The organism is Streptomyces sp. Ag82_O1-12 (genome assembly GCF_900182715.1).
Lineage (GTDB): Bacteria > Actinomycetota > Actinomycetes > Streptomycetales > Streptomycetaceae > Streptomyces > Streptomyces massasporeus.
This window is the reverse complement of record NZ_FXUW01000001.1, coordinates 2,096,527-2,113,176: the sequence shown is the minus strand read 5'-3', so window position 1 is coordinate 2,113,176 and position 16,650 is coordinate 2,096,527. Positions and strand designations below refer to the sequence as shown.

General features: G+C 73.2%; 17 protein-coding genes. 12 read left to right on the top strand and 5 right to left on the bottom strand.

Translation table 11 applies throughout. The annotated features are described in order from the left end of the window. Positions 1-15: 15 nt before the first annotated feature. From QOL88_RS09775 to QOL88_RS09765, 3 genes are read left to right on the top strand one after another with little or no spacing between them, the layout of a single operon-like run. A complete protein-coding gene (locus QOL88_RS09775; protein ID WP_097216052.1) occupies positions 16-804 on the top strand; it encodes an SDR family oxidoreductase in 789 nt (262 codons plus the stop codon). Positions 805-817: 13 nt separating this feature from the next. Continuing rightward, on the top strand, positions 818-1,519 hold the full coding sequence (locus QOL88_RS09770; RefSeq protein WP_257027674.1) for a TetR/AcrR family transcriptional regulator: 702 nt from the start codon (positions 818-820) through the stop codon (positions 1,517-1,519). Next, positions 1,456-2,613 carry an acetyl-CoA C-acetyltransferase gene (locus QOL88_RS09765; protein WP_097216051.1) on the top strand — a complete coding sequence of 386 codons (1,158 nt, stop codon included), beginning with the start codon at positions 1,456-1,458 and terminating at the stop codon, positions 2,611-2,613. The genes QOL88_RS09770 and QOL88_RS09765 overlap by 64 nt, the downstream gene beginning before the upstream one ends. On the opposite strand, the gene QOL88_RS09760 is transcribed toward QOL88_RS09765, so the two are convergent. From QOL88_RS09760 to QOL88_RS09745, 4 genes are read right to left on the bottom strand one after another with little or no spacing between them, the layout of a single operon-like run. Next, positions 2,597-3,649 carry an NAD(P)H-dependent flavin oxidoreductase gene (locus tag QOL88_RS09760; RefSeq protein WP_097216050.1) on the bottom strand — a complete coding sequence of 351 codons (1,053 nt, stop codon included), beginning with the start codon at positions 3,647-3,649 and terminating at the stop codon, positions 2,597-2,599. The two genes, QOL88_RS09765 and QOL88_RS09760, sit on opposite strands and share 17 nt — an antisense overlap. Further along, positions 3,646-4,365 carry a CoA-transferase subunit beta gene (locus QOL88_RS09755; RefSeq protein ID WP_097216049.1) on the bottom strand — a complete coding sequence of 240 codons (720 nt, stop codon included), beginning with the start codon at positions 4,363-4,365 and terminating at the stop codon, positions 3,646-3,648. Before QOL88_RS09755 ends, QOL88_RS09760 begins: the two co-directional genes overlap by 4 nt. Then, positions 4,362-5,198: a CoA transferase subunit A gene (locus tag QOL88_RS09750; RefSeq protein ID WP_097216048.1), complete on the bottom strand. Its 837-nt coding sequence runs from the start codon at positions 5,196-5,198 to the stop codon at positions 4,362-4,364. The genes QOL88_RS09755 and QOL88_RS09750 overlap by 4 nt, the downstream gene beginning before the upstream one ends. Next, on the bottom strand, positions 5,195-6,037 hold the full coding sequence (locus tag QOL88_RS09745; protein WP_097216047.1) for an enoyl-CoA hydratase family protein: 843 nt from the start codon (positions 6,035-6,037) through the stop codon (positions 5,195-5,197). Before QOL88_RS09745 ends, QOL88_RS09750 begins: the two co-directional genes overlap by 4 nt. 55 nt (positions 6,038-6,092) lie before the next feature. On the opposite strand from QOL88_RS09745, the gene QOL88_RS09740 reads away from it, so the two are divergent. Next, positions 6,093-6,851 (top strand): SDR family oxidoreductase, encoded by a 759-nt coding sequence (locus tag QOL88_RS09740; protein ID WP_097216046.1) that lies wholly within the window; start codon positions 6,093-6,095, stop codon positions 6,849-6,851. A gap of 72 nt (positions 6,852-6,923) precedes the next feature. Next, a complete protein-coding gene (locus tag QOL88_RS09735; RefSeq protein ID WP_097216045.1) occupies positions 6,924-7,829 on the top strand; it encodes an SDR family oxidoreductase in 906 nt (301 codons plus the stop codon). Positions 7,830-7,935: 106 nt separating this feature from the next. Here the strand turns inward: QOL88_RS09735 and QOL88_RS09730 are convergent, their stop codons facing one another. Next, entirely contained in the window at positions 7,936-8,820 is an 885-nt protein-coding gene (locus QOL88_RS09730; RefSeq protein WP_283445884.1) for a hypothetical protein, read from the bottom strand. 124 nt (positions 8,821-8,944) lie between these two features. Between QOL88_RS09730 and QOL88_RS09725 the strand changes: the two genes are divergently transcribed. The 7 genes from QOL88_RS09725 to QOL88_RS09695 all read left to right on the top strand — a co-directional run bounded on the left by QOL88_RS09725 (position 8,945) and on the right by QOL88_RS09695 (position 16,638). Next, positions 8,945-9,163: a hypothetical protein gene (locus tag QOL88_RS09725; RefSeq protein WP_143668847.1), complete on the top strand. Its 219-nt coding sequence runs from the start codon at positions 8,945-8,947 to the stop codon at positions 9,161-9,163. Positions 9,164-9,183: 20 nt separating this feature from the next. Next, positions 9,184-9,534, top strand: coding sequence for a chorismate mutase (locus QOL88_RS09720; protein ID WP_097216044.1), 351 nt, complete (start codon positions 9,184-9,186; stop codon positions 9,532-9,534). A gap of 140 nt (positions 9,535-9,674) precedes the next feature. Beyond that, positions 9,675-10,223, top strand: a complete 549-nt coding sequence (locus QOL88_RS09715; protein WP_097216043.1) for a response regulator — start codon at positions 9,675-9,677, stop codon at positions 10,221-10,223. Positions 10,224-10,290: 67 nt separating this feature from the next. After that, complete coding sequence (gene pepN, locus QOL88_RS09710) at positions 10,291-12,783, top strand: aminopeptidase N (protein WP_097216042.1); 2,493 nt, start codon at positions 10,291-10,293, stop codon at positions 12,781-12,783. Between the two features lie 109 nt (positions 12,784-12,892). Then, entirely contained in the window at positions 12,893-13,726 is an 834-nt protein-coding gene (locus QOL88_RS09705) for an NAD(P)H-binding protein (RefSeq protein ID WP_097216041.1), read from the top strand. Positions 13,727-13,837: 111 nt separating this feature from the next. Continuing rightward, positions 13,838-15,229: a pyridoxal phosphate-dependent decarboxylase family protein gene (locus tag QOL88_RS09700; protein WP_097216040.1), complete on the top strand. Its 1,392-nt coding sequence runs from the start codon at positions 13,838-13,840 to the stop codon at positions 15,227-15,229. Further along, complete coding sequence (locus tag QOL88_RS09695) at positions 15,226-16,638, top strand: lysine N(6)-hydroxylase/L-ornithine N(5)-oxygenase family protein (RefSeq protein WP_097216039.1); 1,413 nt, start codon at positions 15,226-15,228, stop codon at positions 16,636-16,638. The genes QOL88_RS09700 and QOL88_RS09695 overlap by 4 nt, the downstream gene beginning before the upstream one ends. The last annotated feature ends 12 nt before the right edge of the window (positions 16,639-16,650 follow it).

Sequence of the window (16,650 nt, the reverse complement as noted above, 5' to 3'; positions counted from 1 at the left end):
GGTTAGCGTGAGCCCATGACAGACGTCGAGAGCCCGGCGTATGTGCCCGGGCACGGCCTGCTGAAAGGGCGGACCGCCGTCGTCACCGCGGCGGCCGGTGCGGGCATCGGCGGGGCCACGGCGCGGCGCTTCCTGGAGGAGGGGGCCCGCGTGCTGATCAGCGACGCGCACGCGCGACGGCTCAAGGAGTACGAGGCCCGGCTGGCCGGGGAGTTCGGCAGGCAGTCGGTCACCGCGGTGCCCTGCGACGTCACCGACGAGACGCAGGTGCGCGCCCTGTTCGAGACGGCGGCGGCCGAGCACGGGCGCCTCGACGTCGTGGTCAACAACGCCGGACTGGGCGGCACCGCGGAGCTCGCCGACATGACCGACGAGCAGTGGTCCCGCGTCCTGGACGTGACGCTGAACGGCACCTTCCGGTGCACCCGCGCCGCCCTGCGCCTGATGCGGCAGTCAGGGGGAGGCGTGATCGTCAACAACGCCTCCGTCGTCGGCTGGCGCGCGCAGGCGGGACAGGCGCACTACGCCGCCGCGAAAGCCGGGGTGATGGCCCTGACCCGGTGCGCGGCGCAGGAGGCCGCCGCATACGGCGTCCGGGTCAACGCCGTCTCACCGAGCCTCGCCATGCACCCGCACCTGGTGAAGGTGACCTCGGCGGAACTGCTGGCGGACCTGACCGCGCGCGAGGCCTTCGGGCGCTACGCCGAGCCCTGGGAGGTGGCCAACGTCATCGTGTTCCTGGCGTCCGGCTACTCCTCGTACATGACGGGCGAGGTCGTCGCCGTCAGCAGTCAACACGCCTAGGACAATGGACGACGTGCCGACCAAGAAGAAGCCCCAGGTGAGCGCCGCAGCGCCCGCGCGCCGCCGTGAACTCCTCGACACCGCCGCCGAGGTCTTCGCCGAACAGGGCTACAACGCCACCACCGTCCGCAAGATCGCGGACCACGCGGGGATGCTCGCCGGCAGCCTCTACTACCACTTCGACTCCAAGGAATCGATGCTGGAGGAGATCCTGCGCACCTTCCTCGACGAGCTGTGGGACGGCTACGACACCGTCCTCGGCGCCGGCCTGGGACCGCGCGAGACGCTCCAGGCCCTGGTCACCGAGTCGTTCCGGGAGATCGACCGGCATCGCGCGGCCGTCGCGATCTACCAGAAGGAGAGCAAACAGCTCGTGGTGCAGGAGCGGTTCGCGTTCCTCGCCGCATCGCAGCGCCGGTTCGAGAAGGCCTGGCTGTCCACGCTGGAGCGCGGCGTCGCCGAGCGGGCCTTCCGGGCCGACCTCGACGTCCGGCTCACCTACCGGTTCGTGCGCGACACGGTCTGGGTCGCCGCGTCCTGGTACCGGCCGGGCGGACAGCACAGCCCCGAGGAGATCGCCCGGCAGTACCTGTCGATGGTGCTGGACGGGATCGCCGTACGCGAACAGCCCCTAGGTGCGAGGGAGTCGTCATGGCCGAGGCCTACATCGTCGAAGCGGTCCGCACGCCCGTCGGGCGGCGCGGGGGAGGGCTGAGCGCGGTCCACCCGGCCGACCTCGGCGCGCACGTCCTGGCGGAGCTGATGGACCGCTCGGGCATCGACCCGGCCGCCGTGGAGGACGTCGTCCTCGGCTGCCTGGACGCGGTCGGGCCGCAGGCCGGGGACATCGCCCGGACCTGCTGGCTGGCGGCCGGGCTGCCCGAGGAGGTGCCGGGCGTGACCGTCGACCGGCAGTGCGGCTCCTCGCAGCAGGCCGTGCACTTCGCCGCGCAGGCCGTGCTGTCCGGCACCCAGGACCTGGTGGTCGCGGGCGGGGTGCAGAACATGTCGATGATCCCCATCGCCTTCGCCACCCGGCAGGCCGCCGAACCGCTCGGGCTGACGCGGGGCCCCTTCGCGGGCAGCGCCGGCTGGCGGGCCCGGTACGGCGACAAGCCCGTGAACCAGTTCGTGGGCGCCGAGATGATCGCCGCGAAGTGGGGGATCAGCCGGCAGGACCAGGAGGAGTTCGCCCTGCGCTCCCATCAGCGGGCGGTGCGGGCCGTCGACGAGGGGCGCTTCGGCCGCGAGACCGTGCCGTACGGGGAGGTCACCGCCGACGAGGGACCCCGCCGGGACACCTCCCTGGAGAAGATGGCCGGGCTCAAGCCGGTCCTCGACGGCGGCACCGTCACCGCCGCCTGCTCCTCGCAGGTATCCGACGGGGCGGCGGCGATGCTGCTGGCCTCCGAGCGGGCCGTGCGCGACCACGGGCTCACCCCCCGCGCCCGTGTGCACCACCTCTCGGTGCGCGGCGAGGACCCGATCCGGATGCTCACCGCCCCGATCCCGGCCACCGCCCACGCCCTGAAGAAGACCGGCCTGACCATCGACGACATCGACCTCGTCGAGATCAACGAGGCCTTCGCGCCGGTCGTCCTGGCCTGGCTGAAGGAGACCGGCGCCGACCCGGACCGGGTCAACGTCAACGGCGGCGCGATCGCCCTCGGCCATCCCCTCGGCGCGACCGGCGTCAAGCTCATGACGACCCTGCTGCACGAACTGGAGCGCACCGGCGGCCGGTTCGGCCTGCAGACCATGTGCGAGGGCGGCGGCCAGGCCAATGTGACGGTCATCGAACGGCTGTGAGCCGCGCCAGCGTCTCGTCGGCCTCCTTCACGATCCGCTCCACCAGCTCCGCGCACGACGGCAGGTCGTCGATCACCCCGGCGACCTGCCCGGACGCCATCACCCCCAGGTCCGTACGGCCGTCCACCATCGCCGACTTCAGCAGCATCGGCGTGTTCGCGGCCAGCAGCACCTGGCTCCAGGACAGGTCCTCGCCGTGCCGGAGGGCGAGCCCGTCGCGAACCAGCTGCGGCCAGGTCAGCCCGGACAGCCGCCGGAAACCGGCCGCCGCGCGCACGGCCCGCACCAGCGCACGGGCCCGGCCGGTGTCCTCCAGGGCGGCCACCAGTTCCGTCCGCAGCATGCGGTGCGGGAGCCCGTCCACCGCCCGGGTCACCGTCACGTCCCGCACGGTCGCCGCGAGGTACCGCGCCTTCACCGCGTCCGGCACCGTCGAGTCCGAGGTCAGCAGAAACCGCGTGCCCATCGCCACGCCCGCGGCCCCGTAGGCGAGGGCCGCGGCCAGCCCGCGCCCGTCGAAGAAGCCGCCCGCCGCGACGACGGGGATCCGCACCGCGTCCACCACCTGCGGCAGCAGCACGGTCGTGGCCACCTCGCCGGTGTGCCCGCCGCCCTCCGCGCCCTGCACGAGCACCGCGTCCGCGCCCCACGCCTCGACCTTCTCGGCGTGCCGGCGCGCCCCCACGGTCGGCATGACGACCACGCCGGCCTCTTTGAGCTCGGCGATCAGCTCCCGGGAGGGGGCGAGGGCGAAGGAGGCGACGCGGACGCCCTCCTCGATCAGGATCCGCACCCGGTCGCCCGCGTCGGCGGCGTCCGCGCGCAGGTTCACCCCGAACGGCGCGTCGGTCCGCGCCTTCACCTCCCGTACGGCTTCACGCAGCCGGCCCGGCGTCATCGTCGCCGAGGCCAGGACGCCGAGGGCGCCCGCGTTCGCCGAGGCGGAGACCAGACGGGGACCGGCCACCCAGCCCATCCCGGTCTGCACGACCGGATGGCGGACGCCGGTCAGCCGGGTCAGCGCCGTCCCCCTCACGCGGCGACCTCCCGGCCCCGGGTCCCGGCCGGGTCGACGACCTCGCGGATCAGCCGGAGCTCCTCGTCGGTCGGCTCCCTGGTCGCCGGCACCTCGTCCGGCACGGTCAGCTCGAAGCCCGTGGCCTCCCTGACCTGCTCGACCGTGACGCCGGGGTGCAGCGAGGCCAGCCGCATCGAGCGGTCGGGCGTGGCGAAGTCGAAGACGCCCAGGTCGGAGACGACCCGCGGGATGCGGTGGTAGCGCGCCCCGGCCGCACGGTCGTAGCCGACCCCGCAGACCATGTCGACCCGGTCGACGAAGACCCGCCGGGAGTGCCTCGGGATCCAGTAACTGGTCGGGTTGTTCAGGGTGTTGACCGGAGCGCCACGCACCCCGAGCAACTGCCGCCTCGGCCGCTCCCAGTCGCCGATGCACGCGATGTTCTGGTTGCCGAACCGGTCGATCTGGCTCGCGCCCATCATCACGTGCCGCCGCCCGCCCGTGACCCAGGCCAGATGCTCGCGGTAGGGCAGCCAGCCCTCGGGCGTCCCGTCCGGGCGGACGAGCAGGGCCTCGCCGTCGGTCAGCAGCAGCTCTGGCGCGAAGGTGAGCCGGGCCAGCCGGGCGCCGATCGACGGGATCAGGCCCATGGGGCTCGCCAGCACCTCGCCGTCGTCCCGCCAGGCCTCGGCGCAGGCGATCACGCAGTACTCGGCGCGGGTGGGCCCGGTCATGTCCCCTCCCGCACGGCCGCCTGGTACGTCTGCTCGTCCCCGGCGAGGAACCCGGCCTCGAACTCGGGCCAGGGCGTGGTCGCGTACCGCTTCTGGAAGGCCTCGTCCCGGCCGTAGTCGGGCGCGCAGGACGTGAAATGCGCCCCGTTCGGCGCCTCGACGACGCCGGTGACCGTGTGGCGCCTGATCAGCAGCGTCTGGGGCGGGCCCTGCTTCGTCAGCTCGGCCGTCTCGACGATCCGCTCGCAGCTCACGTACGCCGTGTCGGCCGCCGCGCAGAACAGGTCGTCGAAGTACGGGTCCGGGCCCAGGTACTGCCCGTTGCCGGAGCGGTCGGCGCGGTTGACGTGTACCAGGGCCGCGTCCATCCGCAGGGCGGGCACGGCGACGAACGTCTCCCCGTCCTCGTACGGCGAGGTGACCGTCCGCAGACCGGGGTTGACCCGCATCACGTCCGAGCCGAACCCCGCCCGCACCGGCAGGAACGGCAGCCGGTTCGCCGCCGCCCGCAGCCCCCACAGGAACATCGCCTCGTCGATCTCCGTCAGCTCGAAGGCGCCCCGCTCGCGGGCGGCCCGGTAGTGCGGCTCCAGCGGGATCGAGTCGAGGGTGACGAAGGCCGTGACCAGCTTCCGGATCCGCCCGGCCGCGGCCAGCATGCCCACGTCCGGGCCGCCGTACGAGACGACAGTGAGGTCGGTGATCCCCGACCTGAGCAGCGCTCTCACCAGGGCCATCGGCTTGCGGCGCGAGCCCCAGCCGCCGATGCCGAGGGTCATGCCGCTGGACAGCCGGGCCACGGCCTCGTCCGCCGGCATCGTCTTGTCCTTCATCGCGCTCCCTCCTGCCCGTCGTCGCCGGAGCCGCCGGGTGCGTGGGAGTCGCCGGACCCGCCGGGGGCGTCGGGGCCGCCGGACTCACCGGGTGTACCGGAGCCCCCGAAGCCGCCGCGCACCCGCGCGCCGACCCCGCTGAGGCCCGCCTCGAAGGTGAAGCCCTGCTCGAAGCGGTAGCTGCGGCGCACGTCCACGGGGTCGATGCCGTTGAGCGCGGCCTTGGCCAGGCGGAGCAGCCGGCCGTCCTTGGCGGCGATCTCCCGGGCCAGCTCCAGGGCGGCGGTGGGCAGTTCGGCGCGCGGCACCACCCGCCACACCGACCCGTGCGCGTGCAGTTCGGCCGCGCTCGCCGTACGGGCCGTGTAGTACAGCGCCCGCATCAGGTGCTGGGGGACCAGCCGGGCCAGGTGGGTGGCCGCGCCCAGGGCGCCGCGGTCCAGCTCGGGCAGCCCGAACACCGCGTCCTCGCTCGCCACGATCGCGTCCGCGTTGCCCGCCAGGCCGACACCGCCGCCCAGGCAGAAGCCCCGCACCGCCGCCACGACCGGCACCTCGCACTCGTAGACCGCCGCGAAGGCCTCCGCGCAGCCGCTGTTCGCCCCGCGCAGCGCGCTGTGCTCCCGGTCGTCCGCCTGCAACTCCTTGATGTCCACGCCCGCGTTGAACCCGCGCCCCTCGGCGGACAGCACCACGCACCGCACCTCCGGGTCGCGCCCGGCCGCGCGTACCGCGTCGGCCAGGGCGAACCAGCCCGCCACCGGCAGGGCGTTCACCGGCGGAAAGTCGACCGTGACGACGGCTATGCCCTTTTCCCCGCACGAGGTGGAGACACCCATGGCCGCATCAGCTACCTTTCCACCAAACGTTTGTTAGGTGGAAAGGTAGCAGCGCATGGAGCTGGACGGGAAGGTCGCCGTCGTCACGGGCGGGACCCGCGGCGTCGGCGCCGGCATCGCGCGGGCCTTCGTGCGGGCGGGCGCCGAGGTCGTGGTCTGCGCCCGCCGGCCGCCGCAAACCCCGCTGCCCGGCACCGAGTTCATGCCGCTGGACGTCCGGGACGCCGACGCCGCCGGACGCCTGTTCGCCGGCCTGCCCCGGGTGGACGTCCTCGTCAACAACGCGGGCGGCGCACCCCACCGGCTGCTCACCGAGGCCGGGGCGGACCGGCACGCGCGCGTGGTGGAACTCAACCTGCTCGCGCCGCTGGCCGTCTCCCTCGCCGCCTACGACCGGCTCCGGTGCGCCCGGGGCTCGATCGTCATGATCGGCAGCGTCAGCGGCGGCCGCCCCTCGCCCGGCACCGCCGCCTACGGTGCCGCCAAGGCGGGCCTGGAGAGCCTGGCCCGGTCGATGGCCGCGGAGTGGGCGCCCGACGTCCGGGTCAACACCCTCGTCGTCGGCATGGTCCGCACGGAACGGTCCCACCTCCACTACGGCGACCGGGACGGTGTAGCGGCCGTCGGCCGCACGGTCCCGCTGGGGCGCCTCGCCGAGCCGTCCGAGGTGGGTTCCGCCGCGGTGTTCCTGGCGTCCGGCGCCGCCGCCTACATCAGCGGAGCGAGCCTGCTGGTGCACGGGGGCGGTGAACGTCCGGCGTTCCTGGACGCGGCCACCGCCGGCCGCACATCTGCCGCGGACGAGGAGAGCTGACTTGAAGCGGAGGGCTGACATGAGGCGGAGAGCTGACGTGAGGCGGGGAGCCGAGATGAGCGGAGAGCCGGCATGAGGGGACTTTGCGCGGGCCGGGTCGTGGTCGTGACGGGCGCGGGCCGGGGGCTCGGCCGGGCCCACGCGCTGGCGTTCGCGGCCGAGGGAGCCCGGCTCGTCGTCAACGACCTCGGAGTGGGCCTCGACGGCACGCCCGAACCCGACGGCCCCGCCACCCGGGTCGTCGAGGAGATCCGCGCGGCGGGCGGCGAGGCCGTGGCGCACGGCGGCGACATCGCCACGGCCGAGGGCGCCGCCGCCCTCGTCCGCACCGCCCTGGAGACGTACGGCCGGCTCGACACCCTCGTCAACAACGCGGGCTTCCTGCGCGACCGCATGCTGGTCAACCTCGACGAGGACGACTTCGACGCTGTCGTACGCGTCCACCTCAAGGGCCACTTCCTGCCCCTGCGGCACGCGGCCGCGCACTGGCGGTCCGAGGCGAAGGCCGGCCGCCGGCCCGAGGCCCGGATCATCAACACCAGCAGCGGCGCGGGCCTGCTCGGCTCGGTCGGGCAGGGCAACTACAGCGCCGCCAAGGCCGCGATCGTCGCCCTGACCCTGGTCGCCGCGGCCGAACTGCGGCGCTACGGCGTCCAGGTCAACGTGATCGCCCCCGCCGCCCGGACCCGGATGACGGAACGCACCTTCGCCGACACCATGGCGGCCCCCGACTCCGGATTCGACGCCATGGCCCCGGAGAACGTCTCCCCCCTGGTGGTCTGGCTGGGCTCCCCGGCGAGCGCGGGGGTGACCGGCCGGGTCTTCGAGGCGGAGGGCGGCCGGATCACCGTCATGGAGGGCTGGCGTCCGGGCCCGAGCACGGACAGGGACGGCCGGTGGACCCCGGCCGAGGCGGGCGAGCAGGCCCGGAAACTCCTGTCCGAGGCGGCCGAGCCCGGACCGGTGTACGGAACCTAGGCGTTCACGTGTCCCAGCCGTTCACGTGTCGCGGACGTTCACGAATCGCAGCCGGTCACGTATCGCAGCCGGTCACGTATCGCAGCCGGTCACGTATCGCAGACGTTCACGTATCGCACTCCAGCACGCTCCGGCACAACGCGCACCGCGCCCGGACCCGCCCCCGCACGGGCACCCTGATCCGCTGGTGGCACGTGGGGCAGGGGAACGACACCCGCAGCCCGCCCCCGTCGGGGGAGAACGCGTACCGCACCCCCGGCTGCGGCGGACCCGCCGGCGCGTGCCGCCGGTCCCGGGCGTACCGCCGCCGCCCCGCCCACCCCGCCGCGGTCAGCGGCGGCTGCTGCCCGTCCCGGCGGGCCAGCTCCATCCCCTTCACGTAGGCCGTGTACGCCTGCGCACTGGTGAACCACACCGACGGGTCCTCCCCGAACAGCAGCGACCGCTTGGCCAGCACGTACCCGAACTCCTCCGGCGTGAGATACCCCAGCTTCTGCGAGGACGCCCCGTCCTCCCGGTACGCGTCCAGCAGGAGCCACCCCGCCCCCAGATACGTCGTCGCCGTGTCCGTGAGGATCTCGTTGTCCCGGACGCCCGGAAATGACAGGTCGAGACGATGCAGATACACGTGCATCACCTCGTGCGCGAGGGCCGCCCCGATGTCTCGCCGATGGTCACGGAACCGGTCGTTCAGCTCCACGAAGTACTCCGGCCCGGCTGTGAGCTCCACGTTCGCCGCGTGCCGCATCTTCCGGAAGCTCACGACCAGCCGGGCGTCCGGCAGCCGGTAGTGCCGCACCATCTCGTGCGCCACCCGCTGCGCCCCCAGATACAGGTCGTCGGTGTCGCAGAACGCCACGTCGACCGGGAGCACGCTGGTCGCGAACGTCCGCACGGTGTCGTACGACAGCCGCTTGTACAGCGCCGTGATGGCGGCCCGCACCGTCTCCAGATGCGGGTAGCCGTGCTCGACCGGCCCGTCGTTCGCCACGCCTCACCCCCAAGACGCCCCTGAACCCTCCACTGTACGAGGAGCCGCCCCGCCCCGCCGTGGACGGGCGCAGGGACGGCAGAAAACCGGTCGTCACCGCCCGGCCCGGGGCAGAATCCGGGCCGTGACCAGCGAACAGCAACCGTCGCCACTTCGCTCCGGGTGGGCGGCCAGGACGACGACCTCGAAAGGCGCCTCGACGAGGAGCTGCGCCTTCTACCCGAGGCTCGGCTTCACGGAACGGGCCCGCGTCCGGGGCGTCCCCGGCGGCCACGAGGACATCTACTTCCACAAGCGACTCCTACCGCCGAAGGATGAGACGGCCGGCGGCCACCCGGCATGATCCCCGTAGGCTGACGCCCCATGACCACCAGCAACACCGGTTCCCCCGACGTCGACCCCGCCGTGCGCGAAGAGCTCGCCCGGCTGCGCGACAGCATCGACAACATCGACGCGGCCGTCGTCCACATGCTCGCCGAGCGCTTCAAGGCCACCCAGCAGGTCGGACACCTCAAGGCCCAGCACCAGCTGCCGCCCGCCGACCCGGCCCGCGAGGCCCGCCAGATCGCCCGGCTGCGCGCACTCGCCGAGGACGCCAAGCTGGACCCGGCCTTCGCCGAGAAGTTCCTGAACTTCATCGTCGCCGAGGTCATCCGGCACCACGAGCGCATCGCCGAAGAGGCCCTCAACGGCTCCACCACAAGCGGCAACTGACCTCGCGCACCCCCCCGGCGGGAGTGACACGGCGGCCAGCCCGAGGCATGCTGCGCTGTGCACAGCATGTCAGCTGACGAGCACTGCGCGTCAGTGTCCCGGACTACTCTGGACCTCCACGAGGGAGGGGGCGTCGGGCCATGCCGTCGGATACCAGGATCCTCATCGTCGACGACCACGAGGACACGCTCTACGCGCTGGAGAGCGCCCTGGCCCCGCTGGGCTACCAGCTCAGCCGGGCCACCAGCGGCGACGAGGCACTCAAACAGGTGCTGCGCGGCCAGGTCGGCCTGCTCCTGCTCGACGTGCGCATGCCCGGCGTCAGCGGACTGGAGGTCGTGCGCTACATGCGGCGCGTCGAGCAGACCCAGCACATTCCCGTGATCCTGCTCACCGGCTTCGGCGCCGACCACGAACTGACCACCACCGCCTTCGAACTCGGCGTCGCCGACCTCGTCCTGAAGCCCGTGGACCCCTGGGCCCTGCGCACCAAGGTCCGCTACCTGTACGAAGCCCACCGGCGCCACCTCGCCCTGGAACGGGAAGTGCGCCACCTGCGCGCCCTCACCGGGGAGCACACCGAGACCGCCGCACACCCCCGCCGCGGCCTGCCGCACCCCGACGCGCACGTACCGACACAGCGGCCCATGGGGGCGCACGCCGGGGAGCTGGAAAAGGACCGCACGTAGACCGGACATTGGGCGCGTACCGATCCGCCTCTGTGCGTTGCCGACGCCATCAGGCAGCATGTCTCGCATGTCCGTACTGACGCGCGACGAAGCGCAGACCCGAGCAGAGCTCCTCGACGTCCACCGCTACACGATCGAACTCGACCTGACCTGCGGAGACGACACCTTCGACTCCCGCACCCTGATCAGGTTCGCTGCCCGCGTGGACGCGGACACCTTCGTCGAGCTCAAGCCCGCCGAGCTGCGCTCCGTCACCCTCGACGGACACCCCCTGGACCCGGACGCCCTCGACGGCAACCGGCTCCCGCTGAAGGACCTCACCGCCGGCGAACACGAACTGCGCATCGACGCCCGCATGCGCTACTCCCGCACCGGCGAAGGCATGCACCGCTTCACCGACCCCACCGACAACGAGACCTACGTCTACACCCAGCTGTTCATGGAGGACGTCCAGCGGGTCTTCGCCGCCTTCGACCAGCCCGACCTGAAAGCCGTCTTCGAGCTGTCGGTGAAGGCCCCGCAGGACTGGACCGTCCTCGCCAACGGCATCACCGAACAGGCCGACGGCGTATGGAAGGCGGCCCCCACACCGCTGATCTCCACCTACCTGGTCGCCGTCGCCGCCGGCCCCTGGCACTCCGTGCGCACCGAACACCGCGGCCTGCCCTTCGGCCTGCACTGCCGCCGCTCCCTCGCCCCCTACCTGGACGCCGACGCCGACGAGCTCCTCGACATCACGCGCGCCTGCTACGACCGCTACCACGAGAAGTTCGACGAGCCCTACCCGTTCGACTCCTACGACCAGGCCTTCGTCCCCGAGTTCAACGCCGGCGCCATGGAGAACCCGGGCCTGGTCACCTTCCGCGACGAGTTCGTCTACCGCTCCGCCGTCACCGACACCGAACGCCAGACCCGCGCCATGGTCATCGCCCACGAGATGGCCCACATGTGGTTCGGTGACCTCGTCACCCTCAAGTGGTGGGACGACATCTGGCTGAACGAGTCCTTCGCCGAGTACATGGGCTACCAGACCCTCACCGAAGCGACCCGCTTCACCGACACCTGGACCGACTTCGGCGTCACCCGCAAGTCCTGGGGCTACGACGCCGACCAGCGCCCCTCCACCCACCCCGTCGCCCCCGAGGCCGTCGACGACACCGCCTCCGCGCTGCTCAACTTCGACGGCATCTCCTACGCCAAGGGCGCCAGCGCACTGCGCCAACTGGTCACCTGGCTCGGCGAGAAGGACTTCCTCGCCGGCATCAACACCCACTTCGCCCGGCACAAGTTCGCCAACGCCACCCTCGCCGACTTCATCGACAACCTCGCCGGCGCCACCGACCGCGACGTCCACGCCTGGGCCGACGCCTGGCTGCGCACCACCGGCGTCGACACCCTCACCCCGCGCGTCACCCCCGGCGAGCACGGCACCTGCGCCCTCACCGTCGACCACGCCGGCAGCCGCCCGCACCGCATCGCCGCCGGCCTCTACGACCGGGACCTCGGCGACGACGGCGGCCAGCTCGTCCTGCGCGACCGCCTCCACCTGGACCTCCCGCACACCGACGCCCACCCCATCGGCAAGCGGCCCGCCCTGCTCCTCCTCAACGACGGCGACCTCAGCTACGCCAAGGTCCGATTCGACCCCGAATCCTTCGAGACCGTCCGCAAGGAGCTGTCCGGCCTGCCCGAACCGCTCACCCGCGCGGTCGTCTGGAACGCCCTGCGCGACGCCGTCCGCGACGGCGAACTCGCCCCCGGCGCCTACCTGGAGACCGCCCGCGCCCACCTCCCGCTGGAGACGGACCTCGCCATCGTCCAAGGCGTGCTCGCCTTCGCCTCCACCTACATCACCGACCGCTACCTCACCCCCGAGGAGCGGCCCGCGGCCCTCGCCACCCTCTCCGACCTGTGCCGCGACCTCATCCGCCGCACCGAGGACGGCGACAACCCCGGCCTGCGCCTGATCGCCGTACGCCACCGCATCGACGTCGCCGCCCACCCCGACACCATCGCCGCCTGGCTCGCCGACGGCACCGTCCCCGGCGGCCCCGAACTCGACCCCGAACTGCGCTGGCGCGTCCTCGCCCGGCTCGCCGTCCTCGGCGCCACCGACGAGGACGCCATCGCCGCCGAACTGGAACGCGACCCGAGCGCCACCGGCCAGGAAGGCGCCGCCCGCTGCCGGGCCGCCCTGCCCGACCCGGAGGCCAAGGCCCGCGCCTGGGAGACCATGTTCGGCACCGACACCCTGTCCAACTACCTCTTCACCGCCACCGCCCGGGGCTTCTGGCAGCCCGAACAGGCCGACCTGGTAGGCGAGTACGTCGGGCGCTACTACGCCGACGCGGTCGCCGTCGCCGACCGCCGCGGCCCCGCCATCGCCGTGGCCGTCGGCCGCGACGCCTTCCCCGCCCACGCCGTCGACGCCGACACCCTCCGCCTCGGCGAGGCCTGCCTGCGCGACGCCGACCCCAGCCCCGCCCTGCGCCGCAAGCTCGTCGACCAACTGGACGACCTGGCGAGGGCGTTGCGGGTCCAAGGCGCCGGGGAGAAGTAGGACCGCCGACGTAGGACGCCCGCGGGGCGGCTGGTCCCTTTCGCCGATGCGGCGGACCGGCCGCCCTCCCTAGCCTCGGGAGGACACGACCAAGCCCGAGGAGCCCTCCATGATCGCAGTGACCGGCGCCACCGGAAACGTCGGCCGCGCCCTGACCGAACGCCTCGTCACCGCCGGCCGGCCCGTGCGGGCCCTGACCCGCGACCCGGAGCGGGCCCGCCTGCCCGCAGGCGCCGAGACGGTACGACTCCAGTACGACGACCCGGCAACCCTGTTCGGAGGCGCCACCAAGCTGTTCCTGTACGTCCAGGCCGGCGGCGACCGCACGCCCGGCCTGCTGGCGGCGGCCCGGGCCGCCGGAGTGCGCCACGTCGTCCTGCTGTCCTCCGCGATCATCGAACCGGGCGCCGACGAGACCCACCCCATCCACGTCATGCACGCCACCGCCGAACAGCACGTCCGTGACAGCGGCCTGGCGTGGACCTTCCTGCGGCCGGGCGCGTTCGCCGCCAACGCCTTCCAGTGGGCCCCCCAGATCCGCACCGGCGACACCGTCCGCGGTGTCTTCGCCGACGCACGGTCCGCGCCCGTCCACGAGGACGACATCGCCGCCGTCGCCGAACGCGCCCTCCTCGACGACGGCCACGAGGGCGCCGCCCACCGCCTCACCGGCCCCGACGCCATCACCAACGCCGGACAGGTCGCCGCGATCGGACACGCCCTCGGCCGCGACCTGCGCTTCACCGAGCTGCCCCCGCACGAGGCCGGCCCCGAACTGTTCCCGCACGTCCCGCCCGGCATGCTCACGGCCCTGCTGACAACCTTCGCCGCCACGGTCGGCACCACCCCCGAGATCACCGACACGGTCCGGGAGATCACCGGCAGGCCGGCCCGCCCCTTCGCGACCTGGGCCGAGGACCACACCGCCGACTTCAGGAACTGAGGCCCGGACCGCCGCGGCTCCGACAGGATTTCCCGCACGGAGGTACCTCCACCCGGGTTGGGTCGTTGAACTCTCCGGGGCGCGCCGCCCCGCGCCCCGGAGGTCAGCCCCATGAGCACGCCGCCCCTCGCCTCAGGCCACGAAGGCCCCCACGCCCTGCGGCCATTGCTCGACACCGTCCTCGACGCCCTGGACACCGGCGCCCGGGCGCGGGGCGGGCCCCTGCCGGCGGGCGGCCCGCAGGACGTCGCTGCCCGGATCCGGAAGGCGGTCGGAGAAGTCCTCCCCGACCGCGGCGACCCGCACGCCGTCCGCACCCTGGTCCACGCCTTCGCCGCGACCGCCGCCGACCCCGCCCACCCCCTGTGCGCCGCCCACCTCCACTGCCCCCCGCTCGCCGTCGCCGCGGCCGCCGACCTCGCCGCCTCCGCCCTCAACCCGTCGATGGACTCCTGGGACCAGGCACCGGGCGCATCCGAACTGGAGAGGCTGGTCACCACAGCACTGGCCCAGGAGGTCCACCCGGCCGGAACCCCCGACTCCCTCGTCACCACCGGCGGCACCGAATCCAACCAACTCGCCCTGCTGCTCGCCCGGGAGGCCCACCGCGGATCCGTCCGGCTCGTGTGCGGAGCCAACGCCCACCACTCACTGCCCCGCGCCGCCTGGCTGCTCGGACTGCCCGAACCCGTCGTCGTACCCACCCCGGGCGGAACCCTCGACCCCGACGCGCTCGACGCGACCCTCACCCGCCTGAGCGGCCCGCTGCTCGTCGCCGCCACCGCCGGCACCACCGACGCCGGACTCATCGACCCGCTGCCCGAGATCGCCGCCCACTGCGCGGCCCACGGCGCCCGGCTGCACATCGACGCCGCCTACGGCGGAGGCCTCCTCTTCAGCGACCGGCACCGCACCCGGCTCACCGGCCTCGACGCCGCCGACACCGTCACCCTCGACCTGCACAAACTCGGCTGGCAGCCCGTCGCCGCAGGCCTCCTCGCCGTTCGCGACGCCCACGACCTCACCGCCCTGCGACAACGCGCCGACTACCTCAACGCCGACGACGACACCGAAGCCGGACTGCCCGACCTCCTCGGCCGCTCCCTGCGCACCACCCGCCGCCCCGACATCCTCAAACTCGCCGTCACCCTCAAAACCCTCGGACGCGACGGCCTCGGCGCGCTCGTCGACCAAGTCTGCTGCCACGCCCGGCAGTTCGCCGCCCTCGTCGACGCGCACCCCGACTTCGAACTGCACGCCCCACCCGTCATCAGCACCGTGCTGTTCCGCCCCACCGGCGCCACCGACACCACCGTCGCCGCCGTACGCCGCGCGCTGCTCACCGACGGCTCCGCCGTCCTCGGCCGGGCCCGCCTCGACGGCCGGCTCTGGCTCAAGGCCACCCTCCTCAACCCCGCCACCGGGCCCGACGACCTGGCCGCCCTGCTGCACCTCGCGGCAACGAGCCGAGCCACCCTCGTGGAAGGACACACCCCCCGATGAACCCCGCCCCGACCCCCGAACCCGACGCCCCCCGCGACCTCGTCGGCATCGGCATCGGCCCCGTCAACCTCTCCCTCGCCGCGCTCGCCCACCCGCTCGACGGCCTCGACACCGTCTTCTACGACCAGCGACCCGCCTTCGACTGGCACCCCGGCCTGCTCATCGAAGGCGCCACCATCCAGGTCCCGTTCCTCGCCGACCTGGTGTCCCTCGCCGACCCCACCAGCCCCTGGACCTTCCTCAACTACCTCAGGTCCCGCGAGCGGCTGTTCCCCTTCTACTTCGCCGAGCGCTTCCACATCCAGCGCGCCGAATACGACGCCTACTGCCGCTGGGTCTGCGAGAACCTCCCCGGCCTGCACTTCGGCCACCAGGTCGACGCCGTCCGCTGGAACCCCGAACGCGACGTCTTCGAGGTCGACTACACCCAGCTCGACACCGACGGAGAAGCCGAGGCCCTCGGCCGCACCTACACCCACAACGTCGTCCTCGGCATCGGCACCGAGCCCTACGTCCCCGACCCCCTCAAGCCCCTCGTCGAGGCACCCGGCGTACCCGTCGTCCACGCCGCCGACTACCTCGACCACCGCGCCGCCCTGCTCGCCGCCGAGCACGTCACCGTCGTGGGCATCGGACAGTCCGGCGCCGAGATCTTCCTCGACCTGCTCCGCAACCGGCCCGCCGGACACGAGAAACTGCACTGGCTGGGCCGCACGGAGGCCTTCGCCCCCATGGAGTACTCCAAACTCGGCCTGGAGCACTTCACCCCCGACCACACCCGCTACTTCCACGCCCTGCCCGAATCCACCCGCGACCGGCTCGTCGAGGGCCAGTGGCAACTGCACAAGGGCATCGACGCCGCCACCATCGCCGCCGTGCACGACGAGCTCTACCGCCGCACCCTGCACGGCGGCTGGCCCGACGCCGTCCTCACCCCCGGCGTCCGCGTCCGCACCGCCGGCCGCGTCGCGACGACCAAGGTCGAACTGCACCTGGAACACACCCTCCAGGACAGCCGCTCCCGCCTCACCACCGACGCCGTCGTCCTCGCCACCGGCTACCGCGAACGCCCCCTCGACCGGATCCTCGCCGGCCTCGACCCCTACATGCGCCGCGACAACCAGGAACGGCCCCGCATCGACGAGGACCACCGGCTCGTCCTCGACCCGTCCGTCACCGGCACGGTGTACGTCCAGAACGCCGAGACCCACACCCACGGCGTCGGCGCCCCCGACCTCGGCCTCGCCGCCTGGCGCAGCGCGATCATCCTCAACTCCCTGACCGGCAGCGAGACCTACGCCCTCCCGGGCCGCACCGCCTTCACCACCTTCGGCCTCACCCAGCGCCGGCACGTCCCGCCGCCCCGCGAGGCACCGGCACTGACCCCGCTCGTCGACGACCGAAGGTGACGAAGCGCGCGG